The 20,092-nt window shown below is 45.0% G+C and carries 24 protein-coding genes and 1 other RNA gene; all 25 read left to right on the forward strand.

From position 1 onward, the window contains the following. Positions 1-8 precede the first annotated feature (8 nt). Positions 9-875: a patatin-like phospholipase family protein gene (locus tag AC04Q6_RS14765; RefSeq protein ID WP_021976809.1), complete on the forward strand. Its 867-nt coding sequence runs from the start codon at positions 9-11 to the stop codon at positions 873-875. 10 nt (positions 876-885) lie between these two features. Further along, positions 886-1,392, forward strand: a complete 507-nt coding sequence (locus AC04Q6_RS14770; protein WP_021976810.1) for a YqeG family HAD IIIA-type phosphatase — start codon at positions 886-888, stop codon at positions 1,390-1,392. After that, complete coding sequence (locus tag AC04Q6_RS14775) at positions 1,389-1,898, forward strand: shikimate kinase (protein WP_021976811.1); 510 nt, start codon at positions 1,389-1,391, stop codon at positions 1,896-1,898. The genes AC04Q6_RS14770 and AC04Q6_RS14775 overlap by 4 nt, the downstream gene beginning before the upstream one ends. A gap of 86 nt (positions 1,899-1,984) precedes the next feature. Further along, complete coding sequence (gene efp, locus AC04Q6_RS14780; protein WP_021976812.1) at positions 1,985-2,542, forward strand: elongation factor P; 558 nt, start codon at positions 1,985-1,987, stop codon at positions 2,540-2,542. A gap of 235 nt (positions 2,543-2,777) precedes the next feature. After that, positions 2,778-3,123, forward strand: a transfer-messenger RNA (tmRNA) gene (ssrA, locus tag AC04Q6_RS14785). A gap of 110 nt (positions 3,124-3,233) precedes the next feature. Next, a complete protein-coding gene (locus tag AC04Q6_RS14790) occupies positions 3,234-4,394 on the forward strand; it encodes an FtsW/RodA/SpoVE family cell cycle protein (RefSeq protein ID WP_118071612.1) in 1,161 nt (386 codons plus the stop codon). 141 nt (positions 4,395-4,535) lie between these two features. After that, entirely contained in the window at positions 4,536-4,769 is a 234-nt protein-coding gene (gene acpP / locus AC04Q6_RS14795) for an acyl carrier protein (RefSeq protein ID WP_021976814.1), read from the forward strand. A gap of 158 nt (positions 4,770-4,927) precedes the next feature. Further along, positions 4,928-6,382, forward strand: coding sequence for a glutamate--tRNA ligase (gene gltX / locus AC04Q6_RS14800; protein WP_118071576.1), 1,455 nt, complete (start codon positions 4,928-4,930; stop codon positions 6,380-6,382). 22 nt (positions 6,383-6,404) lie between these two features. Continuing rightward, the gene (locus tag AC04Q6_RS14805; RefSeq protein WP_118071577.1) at positions 6,405-8,231 is read left to right on the forward strand and encodes an ATP-dependent helicase; all 1,827 of its coding nucleotides are present in this window, start codon (positions 6,405-6,407) and stop codon (positions 8,229-8,231) included. Further along, positions 8,228-8,776: a 4'-phosphopantetheinyl transferase family protein gene (locus AC04Q6_RS14810; protein ID WP_118071578.1), complete on the forward strand. Its 549-nt coding sequence runs from the start codon at positions 8,228-8,230 to the stop codon at positions 8,774-8,776. The genes AC04Q6_RS14805 and AC04Q6_RS14810 overlap by 4 nt, the downstream gene beginning before the upstream one ends. 25 nt (positions 8,777-8,801) lie before the next feature. After that, entirely contained in the window at positions 8,802-9,950 is a 1,149-nt protein-coding gene (locus AC04Q6_RS14815) for a YncE family protein (protein ID WP_021976818.1), read from the forward strand. Between the two features lie 84 nt (positions 9,951-10,034). Then, on the forward strand, positions 10,035-10,967 hold the full coding sequence (spoIIIAA, locus tag AC04Q6_RS14820; protein ID WP_476389758.1) for a stage III sporulation protein AA: 933 nt from the start codon (positions 10,035-10,037) through the stop codon (positions 10,965-10,967). Then, positions 10,952-11,470 (forward strand): stage III sporulation protein AB, encoded by a 519-nt coding sequence (locus AC04Q6_RS14825; RefSeq protein WP_021976820.1) that lies wholly within the window; start codon positions 10,952-10,954, stop codon positions 11,468-11,470. The genes spoIIIAA and AC04Q6_RS14825 overlap by 16 nt, the downstream gene beginning before the upstream one ends. A gap of 58 nt (positions 11,471-11,528) precedes the next feature. After that, on the forward strand, positions 11,529-11,723 hold the full coding sequence (gene spoIIIAC, locus AC04Q6_RS14830) for a stage III sporulation protein AC (protein ID WP_021976821.1): 195 nt from the start codon (positions 11,529-11,531) through the stop codon (positions 11,721-11,723). 14 nt (positions 11,724-11,737) lie between these two features. After that, the gene (locus tag AC04Q6_RS14835) at positions 11,738-12,124 is read left to right on the forward strand and encodes a SpoIIIAC/SpoIIIAD family protein (protein ID WP_021976822.1); all 387 of its coding nucleotides are present in this window, start codon (positions 11,738-11,740) and stop codon (positions 12,122-12,124) included. After that, positions 12,121-13,410, forward strand: coding sequence for a stage III sporulation protein AE (locus tag AC04Q6_RS14840; RefSeq protein WP_021976823.1), 1,290 nt, complete (start codon positions 12,121-12,123; stop codon positions 13,408-13,410). Before AC04Q6_RS14835 ends, AC04Q6_RS14840 begins: the two co-directional genes overlap by 4 nt. Then, a complete protein-coding gene (locus AC04Q6_RS14845; protein WP_118063051.1) occupies positions 13,368-13,982 on the forward strand; it encodes a stage III sporulation protein AF in 615 nt (204 codons plus the stop codon). The genes AC04Q6_RS14840 and AC04Q6_RS14845 overlap by 43 nt, the downstream gene beginning before the upstream one ends. A 19-nt stretch (positions 13,983-14,001) precedes the next feature. Continuing rightward, positions 14,002-14,265, forward strand: coding sequence for a hypothetical protein (locus tag AC04Q6_RS14850; protein ID WP_417029034.1), 264 nt, complete (start codon positions 14,002-14,004; stop codon positions 14,263-14,265). 11 nt (positions 14,266-14,276) lie between these two features. Beyond that, positions 14,277-15,122, forward strand: a complete 846-nt coding sequence (locus tag AC04Q6_RS14855) for a SpoIIIAH-like family protein (RefSeq protein ID WP_021976826.1) — start codon at positions 14,277-14,279, stop codon at positions 15,120-15,122. 87 nt (positions 15,123-15,209) lie between these two features. Then, positions 15,210-16,799 carry a peptide chain release factor 3 gene (locus AC04Q6_RS14860; RefSeq protein ID WP_021976827.1) on the forward strand — a complete coding sequence of 530 codons (1,590 nt, stop codon included), beginning with the start codon at positions 15,210-15,212 and terminating at the stop codon, positions 16,797-16,799. Positions 16,800-16,879: 80 nt separating this feature from the next. Continuing rightward, a complete protein-coding gene (locus AC04Q6_RS14865) occupies positions 16,880-17,266 on the forward strand; it encodes an Asp23/Gls24 family envelope stress response protein (protein WP_015524453.1) in 387 nt (128 codons plus the stop codon). A gap of 32 nt (positions 17,267-17,298) precedes the next feature. Continuing rightward, on the forward strand, positions 17,299-17,775 hold the full coding sequence (gene nusB / locus AC04Q6_RS14870; protein ID WP_021976828.1) for a transcription antitermination factor NusB: 477 nt from the start codon (positions 17,299-17,301) through the stop codon (positions 17,773-17,775). Next, positions 17,772-18,977: an exodeoxyribonuclease VII large subunit gene (xseA, locus tag AC04Q6_RS14875; RefSeq protein WP_021976829.1), complete on the forward strand. Its 1,206-nt coding sequence runs from the start codon at positions 17,772-17,774 to the stop codon at positions 18,975-18,977. Before nusB ends, xseA begins: the two co-directional genes overlap by 4 nt. Then, positions 18,977-19,201, forward strand: coding sequence for an exodeoxyribonuclease VII small subunit (gene xseB / locus AC04Q6_RS14880; RefSeq protein ID WP_021976830.1), 225 nt, complete (start codon positions 18,977-18,979; stop codon positions 19,199-19,201). Before xseA ends, xseB begins: the two co-directional genes overlap by 1 nt. Next, positions 19,191-20,078 carry a polyprenyl synthetase family protein gene (locus AC04Q6_RS14885; protein ID WP_118071580.1) on the forward strand — a complete coding sequence of 296 codons (888 nt, stop codon included), beginning with the start codon at positions 19,191-19,193 and terminating at the stop codon, positions 20,076-20,078. Before xseB ends, AC04Q6_RS14885 begins: the two co-directional genes overlap by 11 nt. Positions 20,079-20,092 lie beyond the last annotated feature (14 nt).

The raw sequence follows: 20,092 nt of genomic DNA on the forward strand, positions 1-20,092 counted from the left end.
AATGGAAAATGACAGAATATAATGAGACAGCACTGGTACTGGAAGGCGGTGGAAACAGAGGTGTTTTTACTGCAGGAGTACTGGATTACCTGATGGAACAGAAAGTGGAATTCCCATATGTAGTGGGAGTATCAGCGGGCGCCTGCAATGCCATTGATTATGTATCCGGGCAGGTAGGGCGTACCAGAAGATGTATGATCGTGGAAAATAAGGAATACCGTTATATCAGTCTGAAAAATATTCTGGATAAGAAAAGTCTGTTTGACATGGATATGATCTTTGACAGGTATCCCAATGAGATTTTCCCATTTGATTTTGACGAGTACTTTAAATCGGATATTGAATGTGAGATGGTTGTGACGAACTGTCTTACAGGAGAAGCAGAGTATCTGTCCGAAAAGCAGGACAGACAGAGACTTATGGATATCTGCAGAGCGTCCAGCAGCATTCCGGGAATGAGCCCGATGGTAACGATAGACGGGCAGCTGTATCTGGATGGAGGGGCGGCAGATTCCATACCTCTTATCCATGCCATGAAAAAAGGCCACCGGAAAAATGTGGTCATTCTTACCAGAAATCAGGAATACCGTAAGAAAAAACCAGGTAAAAGCAAAGCCGTATATGTGGCTGCTTTTAAGAAGTATCCGAATCTTTTAAATACATTGCTCAACCGTTATCAGGTGTATAATAAGACCCTGGAACTGATTGAAAAATGGGAAAAAGAAGGTCATATTTTTGTGATCCGACCGGAAATCGAGACCGTTTCCCGTACGGAACAGAATGCGGAAGCATTAAGCGGATTTTACAAGCATGGGTATGAAGTAATGAAAGACCGTCTGGGTGAACTTTATGATTACCTGGAAAAAGAAAACTGAGGTGGAATAGATGTTCAGAAGTTTTTTTCCGGATGAATATCTGGATTCTGCGTATGTAATTGACTATGAGAAGCTTTACAGAGAAGGATACAGAGGGCTTCTTTTTGATATTGATAATACCATTGTCCCGCACGGCGCACCGGCAGATGAACGGGCAAGGAAACTGTTTGAAAAGCTGAGGGGGATCGGGTTTCGATACTGTTTTGTATCCAACAACCAGAAACCCCGCGTAGAGCCTTTTGCCAAGGCCGTAGAGGGAAATTTTATAGAAAATGCCCATAAACCGGCTGTGAAGAATTACAAAAAAGCCTGTCAGGTGATCCAGACAGAACCTGACCGGACAATTTTTGTGGGGGATCAGCTGTTTACGGATATTTACGGAGCGAAGCGGGCGGGGATCCGTACGATTCTTGTAAAACCGATTCATCCAAAAGAGGAAATTCAGATTGTGCTGAAACGCTATCTGGAAAAAATAGTACTATATTTTTACCAAAAAGAGGAGGGGAAGAATTCATGAACCATATTGTAATTATCGGCTTTATGGGTTCAGGAAAGACACGAGTTGGAAAGAGGCTGGCGAAGGACCTGGGACTTCCGTTTATTGACGTGGACAGACTGATCGTGAAGAAAATGAACATGTCGGTAAAGGAGGTATTTGAACGCTTTGGAGAGCCGTTTTATCGTGCACTGGAGACAATGGCAGTTAAAGAGCTGTCTACAGATGGTGAGCGTAAGGTAATCTCTGTCAGCGCTGGACTGCCTCTGCAGGAGCAGAACCAGAAATATCTTCAGAATATGGGGACGATCATCTATCTGAAGGGATCTGCGGCAACACTGATCAAACGTCTGGAAGGAAGCAACAATCCAACACTGGAGGGAGCTGAGAACAAAGAGGACAAGATCAAGAAACTTCTCAAGCAGAGAGATCCTGTTTATGAGAAGTTTGCAGACATTAAAGTTGTCACAGGAGTGAAGCCTTTTGACGAACTGATTGCAGAAATTGAAGAAAAATTAAAGGCTTAAATAAAAAAACAGTTGAAAAATGACAAAAGGTATTATAGAATAATCCATAGCGAAAAAGAACCGCATATATTAAGGAGGAAATATTTATGATTTCAGCAGGTGATTTCAAAAATGGTATCACACTTGAAATTGATGGAAACGTATGTCAGATCGTTGAATTCCAGCATGTAAAACCAGGAAAAGGCGCAGCCTTTGTAAGAACAAAATACAAAAACATTATCACAGGATCTGTAGTGGAGAAATCTTTCCGTCCTACAGAGAAATTCCCGGCTGCACGTATCGAGCGTGTAGATATGCAGTATCTGTATCAGGATGGTGATTTATACTACTTTATGAATACAGAGACATATGATCAGGTTGGTCTTACAAAAGATCAGGTTGGCGATTCTCTGAAATTCGTTAAAGATAACGAAATGGTTAAGGTTTGCTCTCATAACGGCGAGGTATTCGCAATCGAGCCTCCTCTTTTCGTAGAGCTTGAGGTTATTGAGACAGAGCCAGGATTTGCAGGAAATACAGCACAGGGTGCTACCAAACCGGCAACTGTTGAAACAGGTGCACAGGTTCAGGTTCCTCTGTTTGTAAACCAGGGCGACAAGCTGAAAATTGACACAAGAACAGGAGAGTATCTCTCCCGTGTATAACGAATAAACTGCGTAGCAGTTGATTGGCTATGAACAAGTAGCGAATGCGGATTATGAATATCTGCTTATGATGAAAAAACCCGCTTATGCGGGTTTTTTTATGTCCGTTTTTAGAAATTACCTTGACACAAAAAATCATTCTGGTATAATTAAACCCAGTCAAAAATAACTGACCAAGAAGTTCGTCTGTCCACCAGAGATGTCCGGAAATGATCCGGCCACGGAATTCTTTTGAGGGCTTGTACTGGTTTCGACGGGGGCTTTGAAGTTAGGGAAGCCATCCGCAGACTCCTGGACTGCGTACCAACCGGGAACTAAATATAAACGCAGACGAAAAGTTAGCGTTAGCAGCCTAAGCTGCTCGTCAGCCCCGTTGCACTCACACATCGGGAATCTGGCGTCGACTATGTGAGAAACCTTGCCGGGTAAGCTTTGCCCCGGTAGATGTATCATGAAGCTACTGAAGCAGTAAGCCTGTCGGTGGGCGTGCTGCCGAGGGAATGTTAAATCAGCGACTGTGATGGGAGATGCCTTAAGGGATAGGCTTTCGGACAGGGGTTCGATTCCCCTCAGGTCCATTTATGGAACGTCCCGGAAAGACAGCATTTATGCGGCTTTCCGGGAATTTTTTTTACTTTCTTTTTTAGATATCAGAAATTTCTTCGCGGATACAGAAAGCGATGGTGATAAAATGAAAAAACCTCTGCTCAATTTAAAAAAGCAGAATACAAAATCAGATTACTATGATTATAATCTTGTCGCTGTCATCGTACTTCTGGTATGTTTCGGACTGGTTATGCTGTACAGCACCAGTTCTTATATGGCGGAAGTAAATTATGGCAATGATATGTTTTATTTTAAGAAACAGGCACTGATCAGTGCGGCCTGTCTGATCGGAGCATTATTTATTTCAAAAATACTGGATTATCATGTCCTTCTTCCTTTTACAACCGCACTTTATGTGGCTTCACTGATCCTTATGGGCCTGGTCCGCACTCCGCTGGGGCATTCTTCCCATGGTGCAACCAGATGGCTGTATATCGGACCGATCAACTTTCAGCCTGCCGAAATAGCCAAGATTGCGGTCATCATCATGATGGCCTATATGATCGGAAAGATGGGACGAAAGGTAAAAACTCTGAAAAGCTGTATGATCCTGGGACTTCCGGGAGCAGGACTTGCGCTGGCTGCTTATGTGCTTACCGATAACTTAAGTACTGCCATGATCATTCTGGGCATTACTGTAGGAATGGTTTTTGTGGCACATCCGGATACCCGTCCGTTTATCATTATAGGTATCGTCGGTATAGTCCTGATCGTAATCGGTGTGCTGTTTCTGGTTGCAACAACCAAGGACAGTAACAGTTTCCGAGTTATGCGAGTGCTGGTGTGGCTGCAGCCTGAGAAATATTCTGATGAAGGTGGATACCAGACGTTACAGGCGCTGTATGCCATCGGTTCCGGGGGCTTTTTCGGACGGGGACTTGGAAACAGTATCCAGAAACTGGGAAGTGTTCCTGAGGCTCAGAACGATATGATTTTTTCCATTATCTGTGAAGAACTCGGAGTTTTCGGAGGCATTTTTGTACTGATCCTGTTCGGGTATCTTCTGTACAGATTGTTCTTTATTGCACAGAATGCTCCGGATCTGTTCGGCTCTCTGATCGTCACGGGAATTTTTATACATATTGCGCTGCAGGTAATCCTGAACATTGCCGTTGTACTGAATCTGATGCCGAATACAGGTGTTACATTGCCCTTTATCAGCTATGGAGGAACCTCTATTGTATTCCTGATGTCAGAGATGGCAATTGCCCTCAGTGTGGCCCGTCAGATAAAATTTCAAGAGTAAAATAGTTTTAAAATCAAAATATTTTTGCTCTGGAGCCATTTTTTGGGAAAATCCTCTTGACAACTGTTTTTGCAGACTATATACTTGGCTCAAAAAGAGGAAACAGATTCGATCTGTAACGATTAAAGGAGAAATTAAGACATGTTAGAAAAAATGAAAGAAATGCTTGCAGAGCAGTTAAATTGTGAGGCATCTATAATTACACCGGAGACATCTTTCAAGGATGATCTCGGAGCAGATTCTCTGGATCTTTTTGAGCTGGTTATGGCCCTTGAGGATGAGTACAATGTTGAGATTCCGGCAGAGGAGCTTACAGATCTGAATACAGTTGGAGATGTAATCGAGTATCTTAAAAACAAAGGTGTGGAAGCATAAGCAGGAATTAAGAGATCCTCTGGGACAATGGTGTCTCAGGGGATTTTTCTGTGTATAGGGAAGACGGGGGATTCCGTCGGAAAACCTATGGACATTTTGAAGGCTTTAGGTATATAATATCACCTATAATGAGAAACAACAAAACGAGGAGAAAAGAAATGACAAAGATCAGAACAAGATTTGCACCGAGTCCTACAGGAAGAATGCATGTGGGTAACTTAAGAACAGCTCTTTATGCTTATTTGATCACAAAACATGAAGGCGGAGATTTTATCCTTCGTATTGAAGATACAGACCAGGAACGTTATGTGGAGGGAGCCGTAGATATTATTTACCGTACCCTTGAGAAAACCGGACTTATCCATGATGAGGGACCGGATAAAGACGGCGGATTCGGTCCGTATGTACAGAGTGAGCGTCAGGCAACAGGCATGTACCTGAAATATGCAAAACAGCTTATTGAGCAGGGAGATGCATACTACTGCTTCTGCGGCAAGGAAGAACTGGAGAGTATGAAACGTACAGTTGCAGGCAAGGAGATCTCCATCTATGATAAGAGATGTCTCCACCTTTCCAAAGAAGAGGTTCAGCGTCGTCTGGATGCGGGAGAACCTCATGTTATCCGTTTCAATATGCCGACAGAGGGAACTACAACCTTCCACGATGTTATTTACGGTGATATCACAGTCAACAATGAAGAGATGGAGGATCTGATCCTGATCAAATCTGATGGATATCCGACATACAATTTTGCAAACGTAATTGATGACCATCTTATGGGGATTACGCATGTTGTAAGAGGTAATGAGTATCTTTCCTCTTCTCCGAAGTACAACCGTATTTACGAGGCATTCGGATGGGAGATCCCGGTTTATGTACATTGTCCGCTGATCACAGATGAGACACATCAGAAACTTTCCAAGAGATGCGGCCATTCTTCCTATGAGGATCTGATCGATCAGGGCTTTGTTACAGAGGCAGTGATCAATTATGTTGCGCTTCTTGGATGGAGCCCGGCAGACAACCGTGAGATTTTCTCTCTTCCGGAACTTGTGGAAGCGTTTGATTACCACCATATCAACAAATCACCGGCAGTTTTTGATATTGCCAAGCTGAAATGGATGAATGGTGAGTACATCAAAAAAATGGATCCGGATGCGTTCTATGAGAGAGCACTTCCGTATCTGAAAGAAGTTCTGAAGAAAGACTTTGATCTTAAAAAGATCGCAGGTATGGTTCAGACCAGAATTGAAGTATTCCCGGATATCCCGGAGCTTGTGGACTTCTTTGAGGAAGTTCCGGAATATGACAGTGCAATGTACCGCCACAAAAAAATGAAAACAACAGAGGAGACTTCCCTTGCAGTTCTCAAGGAGGTACTTCCTGTACTGGAAGCACAGGAGGATTATAACAATGATCCGCTGTATGCATCTTTAAGTGCTTTTGTAAAGGAGCACGGCTATAAGAACGGTTATGTAATGTGGCCGCTGCGTACAGCAGTATCCGGCAAGCAGATGACGCCGGCCGGCGCAACAGAGATCATGGAGATCATCGGTAAGGAAGAGACACTGAAACGTGTACATGCAGCAATCGAAAAACTTGAGCACGAATAAGTGCATAGTCAATAATCCAGTTATGAAACGAAATCCATCTCAAAAACGGGCGATCGCCCACCTGTCAGGACCGATGATGGTTCTGGCAGGCCCCGGTTCGGGGAAAACTTCCGTCATAGTAGAAAGAACAGCACATATGATCCATGAAGGGAAGATACCGGCTTCCTCTGTTCTTGTTGTGACCTTTTCAAGGGCGGCAGCCGTAGAAATGAAAGAACGGTTTCTGAAATTTACCGGAGTTTCGAGGACAGGCGTTACATTTGGAACTTTTCATGGTGTATTTTATGGAATCCTGAAACAGGCATATGGTCTCAACGGAAGCAACATTCTTTCTGAAGAGGAAAAGTATGCGATCTTAAGGGAACTGGCAGTAAATTGTGCCGCAGAACAGTCCCAGGAAGGGGACTTTGTGGAAGATGTGGCAAAAGAGATCAGTGTTGTCAAAGGGGGAAGAATTTCACTGGAACATTACTATTCTTCCTGCTGTCCGGATGAAGTGTTCCGGCAGATTTTTCAGGGGTATCGGAAAGTCCTGAATGAAAGAAGAAAGCTTGATTTTGACGATATGCTTTTGAGCTGCTATGAGCTTTTGCGTAAAAGAAAAGATATTCTGGCAGCATGGCAGAAAAAATTCCGGTATATTCTGGTGGATGAGTTTCAGGATATCAACCATCTTCAGTATGATATTGTAAAAATGCTGGCAGCTCCGGAAAATAATCTGTTTGTGGTGGGAGACGATGACCAGTCTATTTATCATTTCCGTGGAGCACGTCCGGAGATTATGCTGAATTTTCCGGAAGATTTCAAAAATGCGGAAACAGTATTGCTGAATATTAATTACCGGTGCAGCGGAAATATTTTGAACACAGCTATGAAAGTAATTGATCATAACGAAAACCGTTATGTAAAAAAACTTTCTACACCCAATAACCTAGGAGAACCTGTAGAGGTAAAGGAATTTAAAAATCCAAGAGATGAGTATATGACAGCTGCGGGAATACTGAAAGACCGGATGGAAAAAGGGGAATATATTGAAGATACCGCCTTTCTTTTCCGGACCAATCAGGAGGCAGAAGGCCTGGTTGCCGCATTGATGGAATATGGGGTTCCTTTTACCATGAAAGAGAAACTGCCCAATCTGTTCCGCCACTGGATCTGTAAAAATATGATCGCCTATCTGAAAATGGCACAGGGGGACCGGAGCAGAAGTACATTTCTGGAAATTATGAACCGCCCTAACCGCTACATAGCCAGAGAGGCTCTTGCCGAAAAAAACATAGATTTTAAGGCTCTTGCCGAATTTTATAAAGATAAGGACTGGATGTGTGACAGGATCACAACACTGGAAACACATCTTCGGATCTTGAAAACCATGGCCCCTTATGCAGCCATTAATTTTATCCGAAACGGCATGGGATATGAAGAATACTTGCAGGAATACGCAAGGTATCGTAAAATAAAGCCAGAAGAGCTCTGGGAGACCTTAAACCGGATACACGAAAGTGCCAGAGGAATGAAAACGCTGGAAGACTGGCTGGCCTATATGGATGAATATACCAGAAAACTGGAAGAACAGGCGAAAAAACAGGACGTGAAAAGGGAAGGCTGTGTGATATCTACCCTTCACGCTGTAAAAGGCCTGGAGTATGACCGGGTATATATTATGAATGTCAATGAGGGCAGTATGCCTTACCGGAAAGCGGTTCTGGAAGCGCACCTTGAGGAAGAACGGAGACTTTTCTACGTTGGAATGACGCGGGCAAAGAAGAAACTTTGTCTGTGCTATGTGAGAATGCAGTACGAGAAGGAACGGGAGCCGTCACGGTTCCTTGAGGAGGCAGGATTATGAACGGGATCATTTACTACACAAAGATAAGAGACGAATATTCTGGCAAAAACATGGAGCATATGATCGGGGAAAAGCTTCTGGAGATTGGGCTGGAAAGAGAATATGGCCGGAAACTTGCCTTTGAACCCAGGGCTAAGGGGGAACATGGGAAACCGTTTTTTACCCTTCTTCCAAAGATCCATTATAATATTTCACATTCCGGAAAATATGTGATGTGTTTATTTGCAGGTGAAGAAGTAGGTATTGATATACAGATCCATAAGAAGGTTAATTATGAGAGGATCCTTGAGAGACTGGTACCTGCAGATATGGTGAGGGAGATCCTGGAAGCAGATGATATGGAGAAGGCTTTTTTTGCACAGTGGGTATTGCGGGAAGCTTATATCAAATGGACGGGAGAAGGATTGTCCAGAGATTTAAGGACGATTCCCATGGACAAAGGAAATTACATGATGCTGGAAATGGAACCGGGATACAGCGGTGCAGTCTGGTCAAAAGATGATCTGGAATTGCGCTTTGAATACGAAGATATCATACTGAGATAAACTGTACCAGAATAGAGAAAATGAAATGAACAAAGAGATGAAACGCAGCTTCCGGATTTTTATTCTGAAGATCCTGGCAGTTGTTTTTGTGCTGTGTATATGTTATTTTTTATATGCATTTGTATACAGAGCAAAAACAGAACTGCCAACAAAAGCTGTGGTGACAAACAGAGGTGCTGCAGTGTATACGCTGCGGGGCCAGAAACAGATGCTTTCCCAGAAAGAGGCATTTTCCTATTTTGCCTTTGACGGAAGAGAAAAAGAGAAAGAATATGGAACTTATGTCATTCCCGGACTGAAAAATACAAGGACGCTGCTTACGGAAAAAGGTGCCACACCGGCCATGTGCACGTCCATGACTCCTCAGGGACTGGCAGTTACCGAAGATTATGTGCTGATCAGTGCTTACTGCAGCACACAGAAACATAATTCGGTCATCTATGTGATCGATAAAGAGAAACATAACTTTATAAAAGAAGTAGTGCTGCCTGGACAGCCTCATGTGGGAGGCCTTGCCTACGATCCGGAACATAAGATTCTGTGGTATTCTTCCAATATTAACGGAATTGCACAGGCAGTAAGCATAAAAATGGATACAATAGAAGCCTATGATTATGATGACAGTCACCTGCCGGTGGATACTTTGCAGACAGTCAGTCTTTATGGAATTGTAAGGGATTCATTTATGACTTTTTACGAAGGGTGTCTGTATGTAGGCTGCTTTGAAAAATATAACGAAAGTGTAATTGCACGATACGGAGTTGACGCAGATGGAAATCTGATCAATACCATGGATGAGGAGCTGGGCATGGATTTTGAAATGGCAGTTCCGCTGGATTATTCCACCATATCGGAGCAGGTCCAGGGAATCGCTTTTTACAATGACAAACTGCTGATCTCTCATTCCTTTGGAATCCTGCCATCCAGACTGGTATTTTATGAACAGTCCGACAAGCGTTTGTATGTAAATGAAAATTCGGCCAGGACCTACCGCTTTCCGGAGCGCCTGGAACAGATCGTGGTGGAGGGAGACAATCTCTATGTGATGTTTGAATCCTGTGCCTATGCATACCGTGCATCCTCCGTAAATATTGTGGACCGGGTACTGAAGCTGAGCCTTCCGAAGATGGAGGCTTACGATGAGGAAGAAAGCCTCTTTTTTCTGTCGGAATAAAGGAAAAACAGATTTTTTCCAAAGGAGACAAAGGGTACTAAATCCTGCATGTCCGCAATATATTTAAGTGTAAGAGGTGAAAAAATGGACGCAAACCAGATTCAGAACCTGTTTGCCAGCAATGTCCGCCAGCTGTTGGTGGATGCAGACCTTGATTATGATAAATTATATGAGATACGTCTCCGGGTGGGAAGACCTCTGTTTCTTACCTATGACGGGGGAGAATGTTTTCTGCGGCAGAAAGACACAGAGCCTTATCTGGTGACACGGGAGGATCTGAAGGAGACACTGGAATATGTCAGTGGTTATTCTCTGTACGCTTATGAAGACGAAATACGTCAGGGATTTTTGAGTGTACAGGGCGGACATCGTGTAGGAGTTACCGGAAAAGTGATCCTGGACGGAAACCGGGTCCGGGGAATGAAATACATTTCCTGCATCAATGTGCGGCTGGCTCATGAGATCCAGGGATGTGCCGGAGGCGTGATGCCTTATATCCAGACACGAGAGCAGATTATGCACACATTGATCGTTTCCCCGCCCAGATGTGGGAAGACTACGCTTCTTCGGGATATCATCCGCCAGATGAGTAATGGTTGGGGAGATATTTCCGGTGTGACAGTAGGGGTGGTAAATGAGCGAAGTGAACTTGCAGGATGTTATCAGGGAATTCCGCAGAATGATCTTGGAATGCGGACAGACATCCTGGACGGCTGTCCGAAAGCAGAGGGCATGCAGATGCTGATCCGGTCCATGTCACCGGTTGTGGTTGCTGTGGATGAGCTTGGAAAGGAAGAAGATTTCAAGGCAGTGGAAGCGGTGATCCACTGTGGCTGTCGTCTGATCGCCACTGCTCACGGTGATTCTGTGGAAGAAACGTTGTCTCAGCCGTTTTTTCAGAAGTTGTGGGAAGCGCGGGTTTTTCAAAGATATATTTTTCTTGGAAAACATGACCGTGCGGGAATTGTAGAGGGAATTTATGATGGAAACGGAAAATGCCTATGTACAGAATTGTAGGATGCATTCTGCTCGTGGCGGCAGGGACCGGAATGGGATTTTCCGGAAGTATGAAGCTTTCGGAGAGAATATATACGCTTGAGATGCTGCTGCGGATGGGAATCTTCCTGAAAGGAGAGATCCGTTGCGGAAATATGTCTCTGCCGGATGCTTTTTACGGAGTTGCCGGAAGAATGGATGGAAAATACAGGGAATTTCTCATAAGTGCTGCAGACAGGATGAAGTCTGGAACAGGAGAAACGCTCTCACAGATATGCAGGGAATGTGCAGAAACATCCCTGAAAAAAAGCTGCCTTACCTCCGGGGAAAAGGACGCTTTTTTTTCTTTGGGAGAGCATCTTGGTTATCTGGATCTGGAAATGCAGATGAAACAGCTTTCTCTATATGAGGAAAACCTGGAAGAGGAGATTTCCCGGTTAAAAGAAGAGGCCTCCGTAAAAAAGAGATTGTACCGGAGTCTGGGAATTCTGGGAGGACTGCTTCTGGCGGTGCTTTTGATATAGAGGTTTTGTCTGAACAGTGAAGATGGGACGGGCTTATTGAAGAAAAAGGAGGGAGTTTTTGGAGGTCAGTATCATATTTAAGATTGGGGCAGTAGGGATTCTGGTCTCTGTTCTTTCTCAGATCCTGAAGCACAGCGGAAGGGAAGAACAGGCATTTCTCGTAAGTCTTTCAGGACTTCTGATCGTGCTGTTCTGGATCGTACCGTATATCTATGAACTCTTTGAAAATATCCAGCAGCTTTTTGTTCTTTAAAGGAGGTAAAAAACGTGGATATTTTAAGAATTTCCATTTTGGGAACAGTGGGTGTTCTTCTGGGGATCCTTCTGAAATCACGGGCTCCTGAATATACAAGTCTGATTACTGTGGGAATCGGTCTGATGATCCTGGGCCTGGCGGCAGGAAAGATCGGATATCTTTTTCAGTCTCTTGAAAAACTGAAAGAATGTCTTCCGGTTGACGGAAGTTACATCACTACCTTGTTAAAAATGATCGGAATTACCTATATCGGACAATTTTCATCTGGTATATGTAAAGATGCCGGGTATGCTTCCACAGGGGCACAGATCGATCTGTTTTGCAGATTGTCTGTGATGGTTCTGAGTATGCCGGTACTGCTGGCACTTCTGGATACGATACAGGGATTTCTTGTATGAAAAAAAAAGAAACAGATCAGAAGAGGGGATCAGAAGAAAAAAGAAGAGCAAAGGTCTGGTGGAAAGCCAGGATCGTGGTCCTGGTAATGATATGCACGGGATTGATACAGTGGCCGGAGCGGATGGATACTGGTGTAAATGGTGTTTGTGTTTTTGCACAGCCGGTATCAGGAGAAACAACAGAAGCGGATGCGGTCCGACAGGCAGACTCAGAAGGTTCTGCATCCATAGACAATTCCCAGGAAAAACAGCTCACAGATCAGCTGGAACTTACAGATCTGCAGTCCATGGTGGATGAAATGCTTGGTGAGAACAGCTTTTCTGTTACAGAAGCTTTCCACAGGTTATTGTCCGGTGAAGAAGTGCTTTCGGAGGAGAGTGTGCGGGAATTTCTGCATAGTCTCCTTTTTTCCAGCCTTGAAAAAGAAAAAAGCCTGATCGTAAAACTGCTGCTTCTTCTCTTATTCGCGGCAGTTTTTTCCGGATTTGCAGGTGCTTTTGATAACGGACAGATCGGTGAGATCAGTTTTTATGTTGTGTATCTTCTTGTTTTTACTTTGCTGATGAACAGCTTTTCCGGCTTAAGTGCATCACTGCTTTCCATACTGCGGTGGATCACGGAATTTATGAAAGAGCTGTCGCCGGTGTACTTTATGGCAGTGGCTGCTGCATCCGGAGCATCTACGGCTGCTGTTTTCTATCAGGGAGTACTTCTTCTGGTGTGGCTGTTTCAGTGGATACTGGAAAGTGTTTTGCTTCCTGGAGTCAGCTTGTATATACTTCTTAAGTTTGTGAATCATCTTTCCAGGGAAGAGATGCTGGGAAAGATGGCAGAACTGATCGAAACTTTGATTTCCTGGGGCCTTCGGACGCTGCTGGGGGTTGTTGCAGGACTGCAGGTAGTGCGGGGACTGGTGACTCCAGTGATGGATTCTCTGAAAAGAAGTGCCATCGGAAAAACTGCCGGTACGCTTCCGGGGGTAGGTAATGCGGTCAATGCAGTGACAGAACTGGTGCTTACGACAGCAGTTCTTGTAAGAAACAGTCTGGGTGTGGTGTTTCTTCTTGTATTTCTGGTGGTCGGAGCCGGCCCCGTGATCCGCTACGGACTGCTGGCTCTTGTATACAGGTTTCTGGCAGCAGTGGCACAGCCGGTGTCTGATAAACGGCTTGTGGAAGTATTCAGTACCATGGGAGAAGGGTGCGCTCTTCTGATGCGGATCCTGTTTACAGCAGAAGTTTTATGTATGTTGACATTTCTGATATTGATGGCAGGGGGAATCTGATCATGCGGCAGGAAATCTATCAGTGGATGAAAGATCTGGCTTTTTTTCATGTGCTTACTACGGCGATCCTGCATATTCTGCCGGATAAACGGTATGAACAGTATGTCCGTCTGTTTATGGGCCTTCTCCTGATACTTCTTATCTGCACGCCTGTTTTTGCTGTTGTAGGAAAAAGTCAGGAACTTCTGGAGGGATTCCGGAAAAATTACAGCCAGGAAGAACAGGAGCGGATGGAAGCGGAAGCGCAGGGGATCCGGGAAACCTTTCTGAAGGAAGCTTACGAAAGTGAGCTGAAAAAACAGGTGGAGGAGATCTTAAATGAACAGAAGATTTTTTGTGGGGAAATTGAAGTGGATATGGAGAAAAATCTCCGGGTGATCATAAGGTTTTCTGAGAAGATCACGGAAAAGCAGAAGGAGGCGGTACAAGATGGGTGTGAAAGGATCTGCGGACTCGGAAAAGATCAGTATCAGATCCTGGATCCTGGCGATGGGGTGGAAGGAGTGGGGAATCGTACTTCTTCTGGGGATACTTCTGCTGGTGGCAGGGCTTCCGGTAACCCAGAAAAGTAGTAAGAATGCGAATACCCAGGTGTCTGAAAAAACAAGACTGGAGAGCCGCCTGGAGGAACTGCTTTCCAACGTGGAAGGAGTCGGAGAGGTGGAAGTGATCATTATGACCGGAGATGAAGGAAATACGGATGGTTTTTCCATAAGCAGCAAAAATGAAGTGACCGGCGTGCTAGTGGCTGCCCAGGGGGCGGGCAGCGCAGTGACAGTTCAGAATATTCAGCAGGCAATTATGGCATTATTTCAGATTGACGCCCATAAAATTAGAGTAATGAAAATGAAATGAGGAGAGTAGAAGTGAAAAAGATCATGAAGAAAAACCAGGTAATCATCACCTCGCTGGCCATTTTGATCGCGGTGGCCGGGTATCTGAATTTCGCAGATGTGGATCTGGGATTTAAAGATAAGGAGGCAAGCACCGACAGCAGCAGTATCCTGGACGATGTGAATTATGACCTGACCGATGAAACAGCCCTTCTGGATGAGAACGGGGCAGATGGCACAACCCAGTCGGAGGTGATGGATACCGCATCTCCGGGCGAAGCCGTACTTACCGGTGCGTCGGATTTTGCGGCGCAGGCGAAAATCAGCAGAGAACAGGTGCGCTCTCAGAACAAGGCGGACCTGCAGGCGATCATCAGCAATAAGGATATCAGCGATGAAGAAAAACAGAATGCCATCAATACCATGGTTTCCATGACAGATCTTACAGAAAAAGAGTCGGCAGCAGAACTTCTTCTGGAAGCGAAGGGCTTTGAGAATGTGATCGTAAATCTGACGGGAGAAACTGCGGATGTGGTAGTGCCGGATGCGGATCTTGAAGATGTAAAACGTGCACAGATCGAGGATATTGTAAAACGGAAAACCGGTGTGGCAGCAGAGAGTATTGTGATCACGCCTCTGAGCCAGAGTAAAGAAGCGGCAGATGATAATACATCAGATGCCCCGGATACAGCAGCGGACGCAGCAGGTGCGGAAAATGCCACAGACACAAAAGATACAGCGGGGAGTGAGGGCAATGAAGCGCAGGATACCGCTGCATCAGCAGAAAGTGATCCTGCAGATTCAGGATCAGAGGACAAAGAGACAGCAGCAGGTGCTCAGAATGATCCTACCATTGATACAGAGGGAATTTACGACTGAATTGCCTTGACAGCAAAGCCTTGTCTATACTAGAATAGGTAAGGTTATAGTAAAATAGAGATATCAGAGAATATACAGGAGGCTCACGTGTCGAAGTATACGAAAGAAATAGAAAAAAGAAGAACTTTTGCCATCATCTCCCATCCGGATGCCGGTAAAACAACATTGACAGAAAAATTTCTGCTGTATGGAGGGGCCATCAATCTGGCCGGAAGCGTAAAAGGTAAGGCTACGGCCCGCCATGCAGTATCAGACTGGATGGAGATCGAGAAGGAGCGAGGTATTTCCGTCACCTCTTCCGTACTTCAGTTCCATTATGACGGATATTGTATCAACATTCTGGATACACCGGGACATCAGGATTTCTCCGAGGATACTTACCGTACACTGATGGCAGCGGATTCCGCAGTCATGGTCATCGATGGTTCCAAAGGTGTTGAGGCACAGACACGTAAACTTTTTAAAGTCTGTGTTATGAGACACATCCCGATCTTTACTTTTATCAATAAGATGGACCGAGATGCAAATGATACGTTTGATCTTCTGGATGAGATCGAAAAAGAGCTTGGTATTGCTACTTGTCCGATCAACTGGCCGATTGGTTCCGGTAAGAAATTCCGAGGAGTTTTTGACCGTAATACAAAGAAGATCCTTACCTTCTCCGATACACAAAAAGGTACCAAGGAAGGTGTGATCGAAGAGATCGATATTGATGATCCGCATGCAGATGAGATCATGGATCCGGAGCAGAAAGAGCAGCTGATGGAAGAAATTGAGCTTCTGGATGGCGCAAGTGCGGAGTTTTCCCAGGAAGAAGTCAGCAAAGGACAGCTGACACCGGTATTTTTCGGTTCCGCTCTTACTAACTTCGGTGTGGAGACATTCCTGGAGCATTTCCTGAAGATGACCACCTCTCCGCTTCCGAGAACTGCTGACTGCGGACCGATAGATCCGATGAGCGATGATTTTTCAGCCTTTGTATTTAAGATCCAGGCAAATATGAACAAGGCTCACAGAGACCGTATCGCATTTATGAGGATCTGTTCCGGCAAGTTTGACGCGACCAAGGAAGTTTATCATGTTCAGGGTGACAAGAAAATGCGCCTTCTTCAGCCGCAGCAGATGATGGCGGAATCCCGCCATGTTGTGGACGAGGCTTATGCAGGAGATATCATCGGTGTCTTTGATCCGGGTATCTTTTCCATTGGAGATACGATCTGTACGCCTGGAAAGAAATTTGCTTTTGAAGGAATCCCGACTTTCGCACCGGAGCATTTTGCACGTGTACGTCAGATCGATACCATGAAGAGAAAACAGTTTGTAAAAGGTATCAACCAGATCGCTCAGGAAGGTGCGATCCAGATATTCCAGGAGTTTAATACCGGTATGGAAGAGATCATCGTGGGCGTTGTAGGTGTCCTTCAGTTTGATGTCCTGAAATATCGTCTGGAGAATGAGTATAATGTAGATATCCGCCTTGAAACACTTCCATATGAGCATATCCGCTGGATCGCCAACAAGGAAGCTGTGAAAGTAGACAAGATCGTGGGAACTTCAGATATGAAGAAAGTCACAGATCTTAAGGGAAATCCGCTGCTTCTCTTTGTCAATGCATGGAGCGTTGGTATGGTTGAGGACAGAAACCCGGATCTGGTACTGACAGAATTCAGTAAATAAGCCCTTTTATTTCATAACATTTTTTGGTATAATAGTATAAAATTACGAACAAAAATATTATATCCGTAGGAGGGTTTCCCATGGCAGAAAAAAGAACAACATATAAGATACAGGATCTGGGCGGAATCGGTGAAGTCCACATTGCAGATGAGGTTGTTGCGATCGTTGCAGGACTTGCGGCAACAGACGTGGATGGAGTTGCTTCCATGGCAGGAAATATCACCAATGAGCTGGTAAGTAAACTTGGAAAGAAGAACCTGTCCAAGGGTGTGAGAGTAACCATTCTGGAAGGCGTCGTTACCGTGGATCTGTCACTGAATATCGAGTATGGCAGAAACATTCTTGAGACAAGCAAGAAGGTTCAGGAGAAAGTGAAATCCGCTATCGAGAATATGACAGGACTTGAGGTTGCAGATGTAAATATTCATATTGCCAGCGTGGATATGGAGAACGAAAAAGGAAAGTAAACCTTTCCTTTTTTCCGTCTTAGGAGGAAATTATGAGAAGAAGAGAACAGAGAGAACATGTATTTAAACTTATGTTTATGACAGAGTTTAATTCAGAAGAAGAGATGACAGAACAGCTCTCTCTTTATTTTGAGGGTCTTGGAGAACTTTCAGAGCAGGACCAGGAATATATGAAGAAGAAGTATGCACATGTGAAGGAGCATCTGGAAGAGATCGATGCACAGCTGAACAGTGCGAGCCGTGGCTGGAAGACCAAACGTATGAGCCGTGTGGATCTCGCGGCACTTCGTCTGGCAGTATATGAGATGGAATATGATGAGGATGTACCGACAGGAGTAGCGATCAATGAAGCGGTAGAACTTGCCAAGAGATTTGGCGGAGATGCTTCCGGTTCTTTTGTAAACGGAGTCCTTGGAAAGATCGCATCCGAAAAGGAAGAGAAGAAAAACGAGGAGGAGACTGCTGACACAGAAGAGAAAGCAGCAGAAACCCCAGAAGAGAACGCATGAGAAACGTCTATTCTGTCGGCCAGGTAAACCATTATGTCAAGAATATGTTTACTCAGGATTACTTTCTCCGCAAAGTCTATGTAAAGGGAGAAGTATCCAATTGTAAATATCATACCAGCGGGCATATCTATTTTTCCCTGAAGGATGAAACAGGTACATTAAGCTGTGTGATGTTTGCGGGGCATCGTCGTGGCCTTGCTTTTCGCATGAAGGACGGAGATAAGGTAGTTGTAGGTGGTGCTGTAGACGTATATGAGAGAGACGGGCGTTATCAGCTCTATGCGAAAGAAATCACACTGGAGGGCGCTGGTGCTCTCTATGAGCGGTATCTGGCACTGAAACAGGAGCTTGAGGATATGGGAATGTTTGCCCAGGAATATAAGCAGCCTATTCCTCATTTTATCCATACTCTTGGCGTGGTGACAGCACCTACCGGTGCGGCAGTACAGGATATCCGCAATATTGCAGGCAGAAGGAATCCGTATCTGCAGGTGATCCTCTACCCGGCACTTGTGCAGGGAGAAGGAGCGGCACAGAGTATTGTGAAGGGAATCCGGATGCTGGATGAAGCAGGGGTGGACGTGATCATCGTTGGCCGTGGAGGTGGCTCTATTGAAGATCTCTGGGCTTTTAACGAGGAGAGCGTGGCCCGTGCTATTTTTGAGTGCAGAACACCTGTGATTTCGGCAGTGGGACATGAGACGGATTTTACCATTGCGGATTTTGTGGCAGACTTACGGGCACCTACACCATCAGCTGCAGCAGAGCTGGCAGTAGATGATTTTCGCAGTGTCCTGGAGAATTTCCGTATGTACGGAGATCGTCTGCAGCGTGCCATGAACAGTAAGACAGCTCTTTTTTCTGCAAGACTTAAGTCCTATGAGACCAGATTTCAGTATCTGAGTCCGGAGTCCATGCTGCGGGAAAAACGCCAGTATGCATCAGATATGGAGGAACGTCTGCGTTCTTTCATGGAACAGAAGCTTACAGAGAAAAGACATGAACTGGCAATATGGATCCAGCGTTTTGAAGGGCTTTCCCCATTAAGAAAGTTAAATGGAGGATATGCCTTCGTGTCCGACGAAGGAGGACATGCAGTGACAGAGATCAGCCAGATAAAAAAGGGTGACAGGATTTCCATTGCAGTAACCGACGGAGTTATAGAAGCAGTTGCGGATCGCATCAGGAAGGAAGAGCGATAATGGCAGAGACAGAAGAAAAGAAAGAAGAGAGATCCATAGAAGAAACTTTTGGGGAGCTTGATCAGCTTGCCCGGAAGCTTGAGGATAAAGATACCCCTCTGGAAGAGTCTTTCCGTCTCTACAGACAGGGAATGGAGCTTCTTAAGGATCTGAACGGAAGACTGGACACTGTAGAAAAAAAGATGCTTCAGATGAATGAGGATGGGACATTTCGTGAATTTTAATGAAGAACTGAAAAAAAGAACAGAAGAAGCGGAACGCGTGATCCGGAAATATCTTCCGGAAGAATCCGGTTTTGCGAAAACCATGGCAGAGGCCATGAATTACAGTATGACGGCAGGCGGAAAGAGACTTCGTCCGATCCTGATCCGGGAAACCTATCGTCTGTTTGGAGGAGAGGGCGTGCTCTGTGAAACCTTTATGGCGGCGATGGAGATGATCCATACACATTCGCTGATCCACGATGATCTTCCGGCATTGGATAATGATGATTACCGGAGGGGAAGGCTGACTACACATAAGGTATATGGAGAGGCCATGGGCGTTTTAAGCGGCGTGGCACTTTTAAACAGAGCCTATGAGGTGATGATTTCCGCTTTCGACCTGACTGAAGATAAAGAACGTGTGATAGCTGCCATGCGGATCATGGCAGATAAGACAGGCATTAACGGTATGCTTGGAGGACAGAGTGTGGATGTGGAGAATGACGGCAAACCTCTGGAACGTGAGATGCTGGATTATATTTACAAGAACAAGACCTCCGCACTGATCGAGGCTTCTATGATGACCGGCGCCGTGCTGGCAGGGGCATCGGAGGAAGAACTTGAAGTTGTGGAGCAGGCTGCAGAGAACATCGGGCTGGCTTTTCAGATCCAGGATGATATCCTTGATGTGACCAGTACCCAGGAGGAACTGGGAAAACCGATCCACAGTGATGAGAAGAACAATAAGGTTACCTATGTAAGCCTCATGGGAGCCCCGGCAGCAGCCGGCAAGGTTAAAGAACTTTCTGAACATGCGGTAGAGCTTTTAAACAGTCTTGACAGGAAGAACGAATTTCTGGATCTTCTTGTGGAAAGTCTTATCAGCCGCAGGAAATAGAAGGAATAAAGGAA

Source organism: Blautia sp. HA9023 (assembly GCF_056504095.1).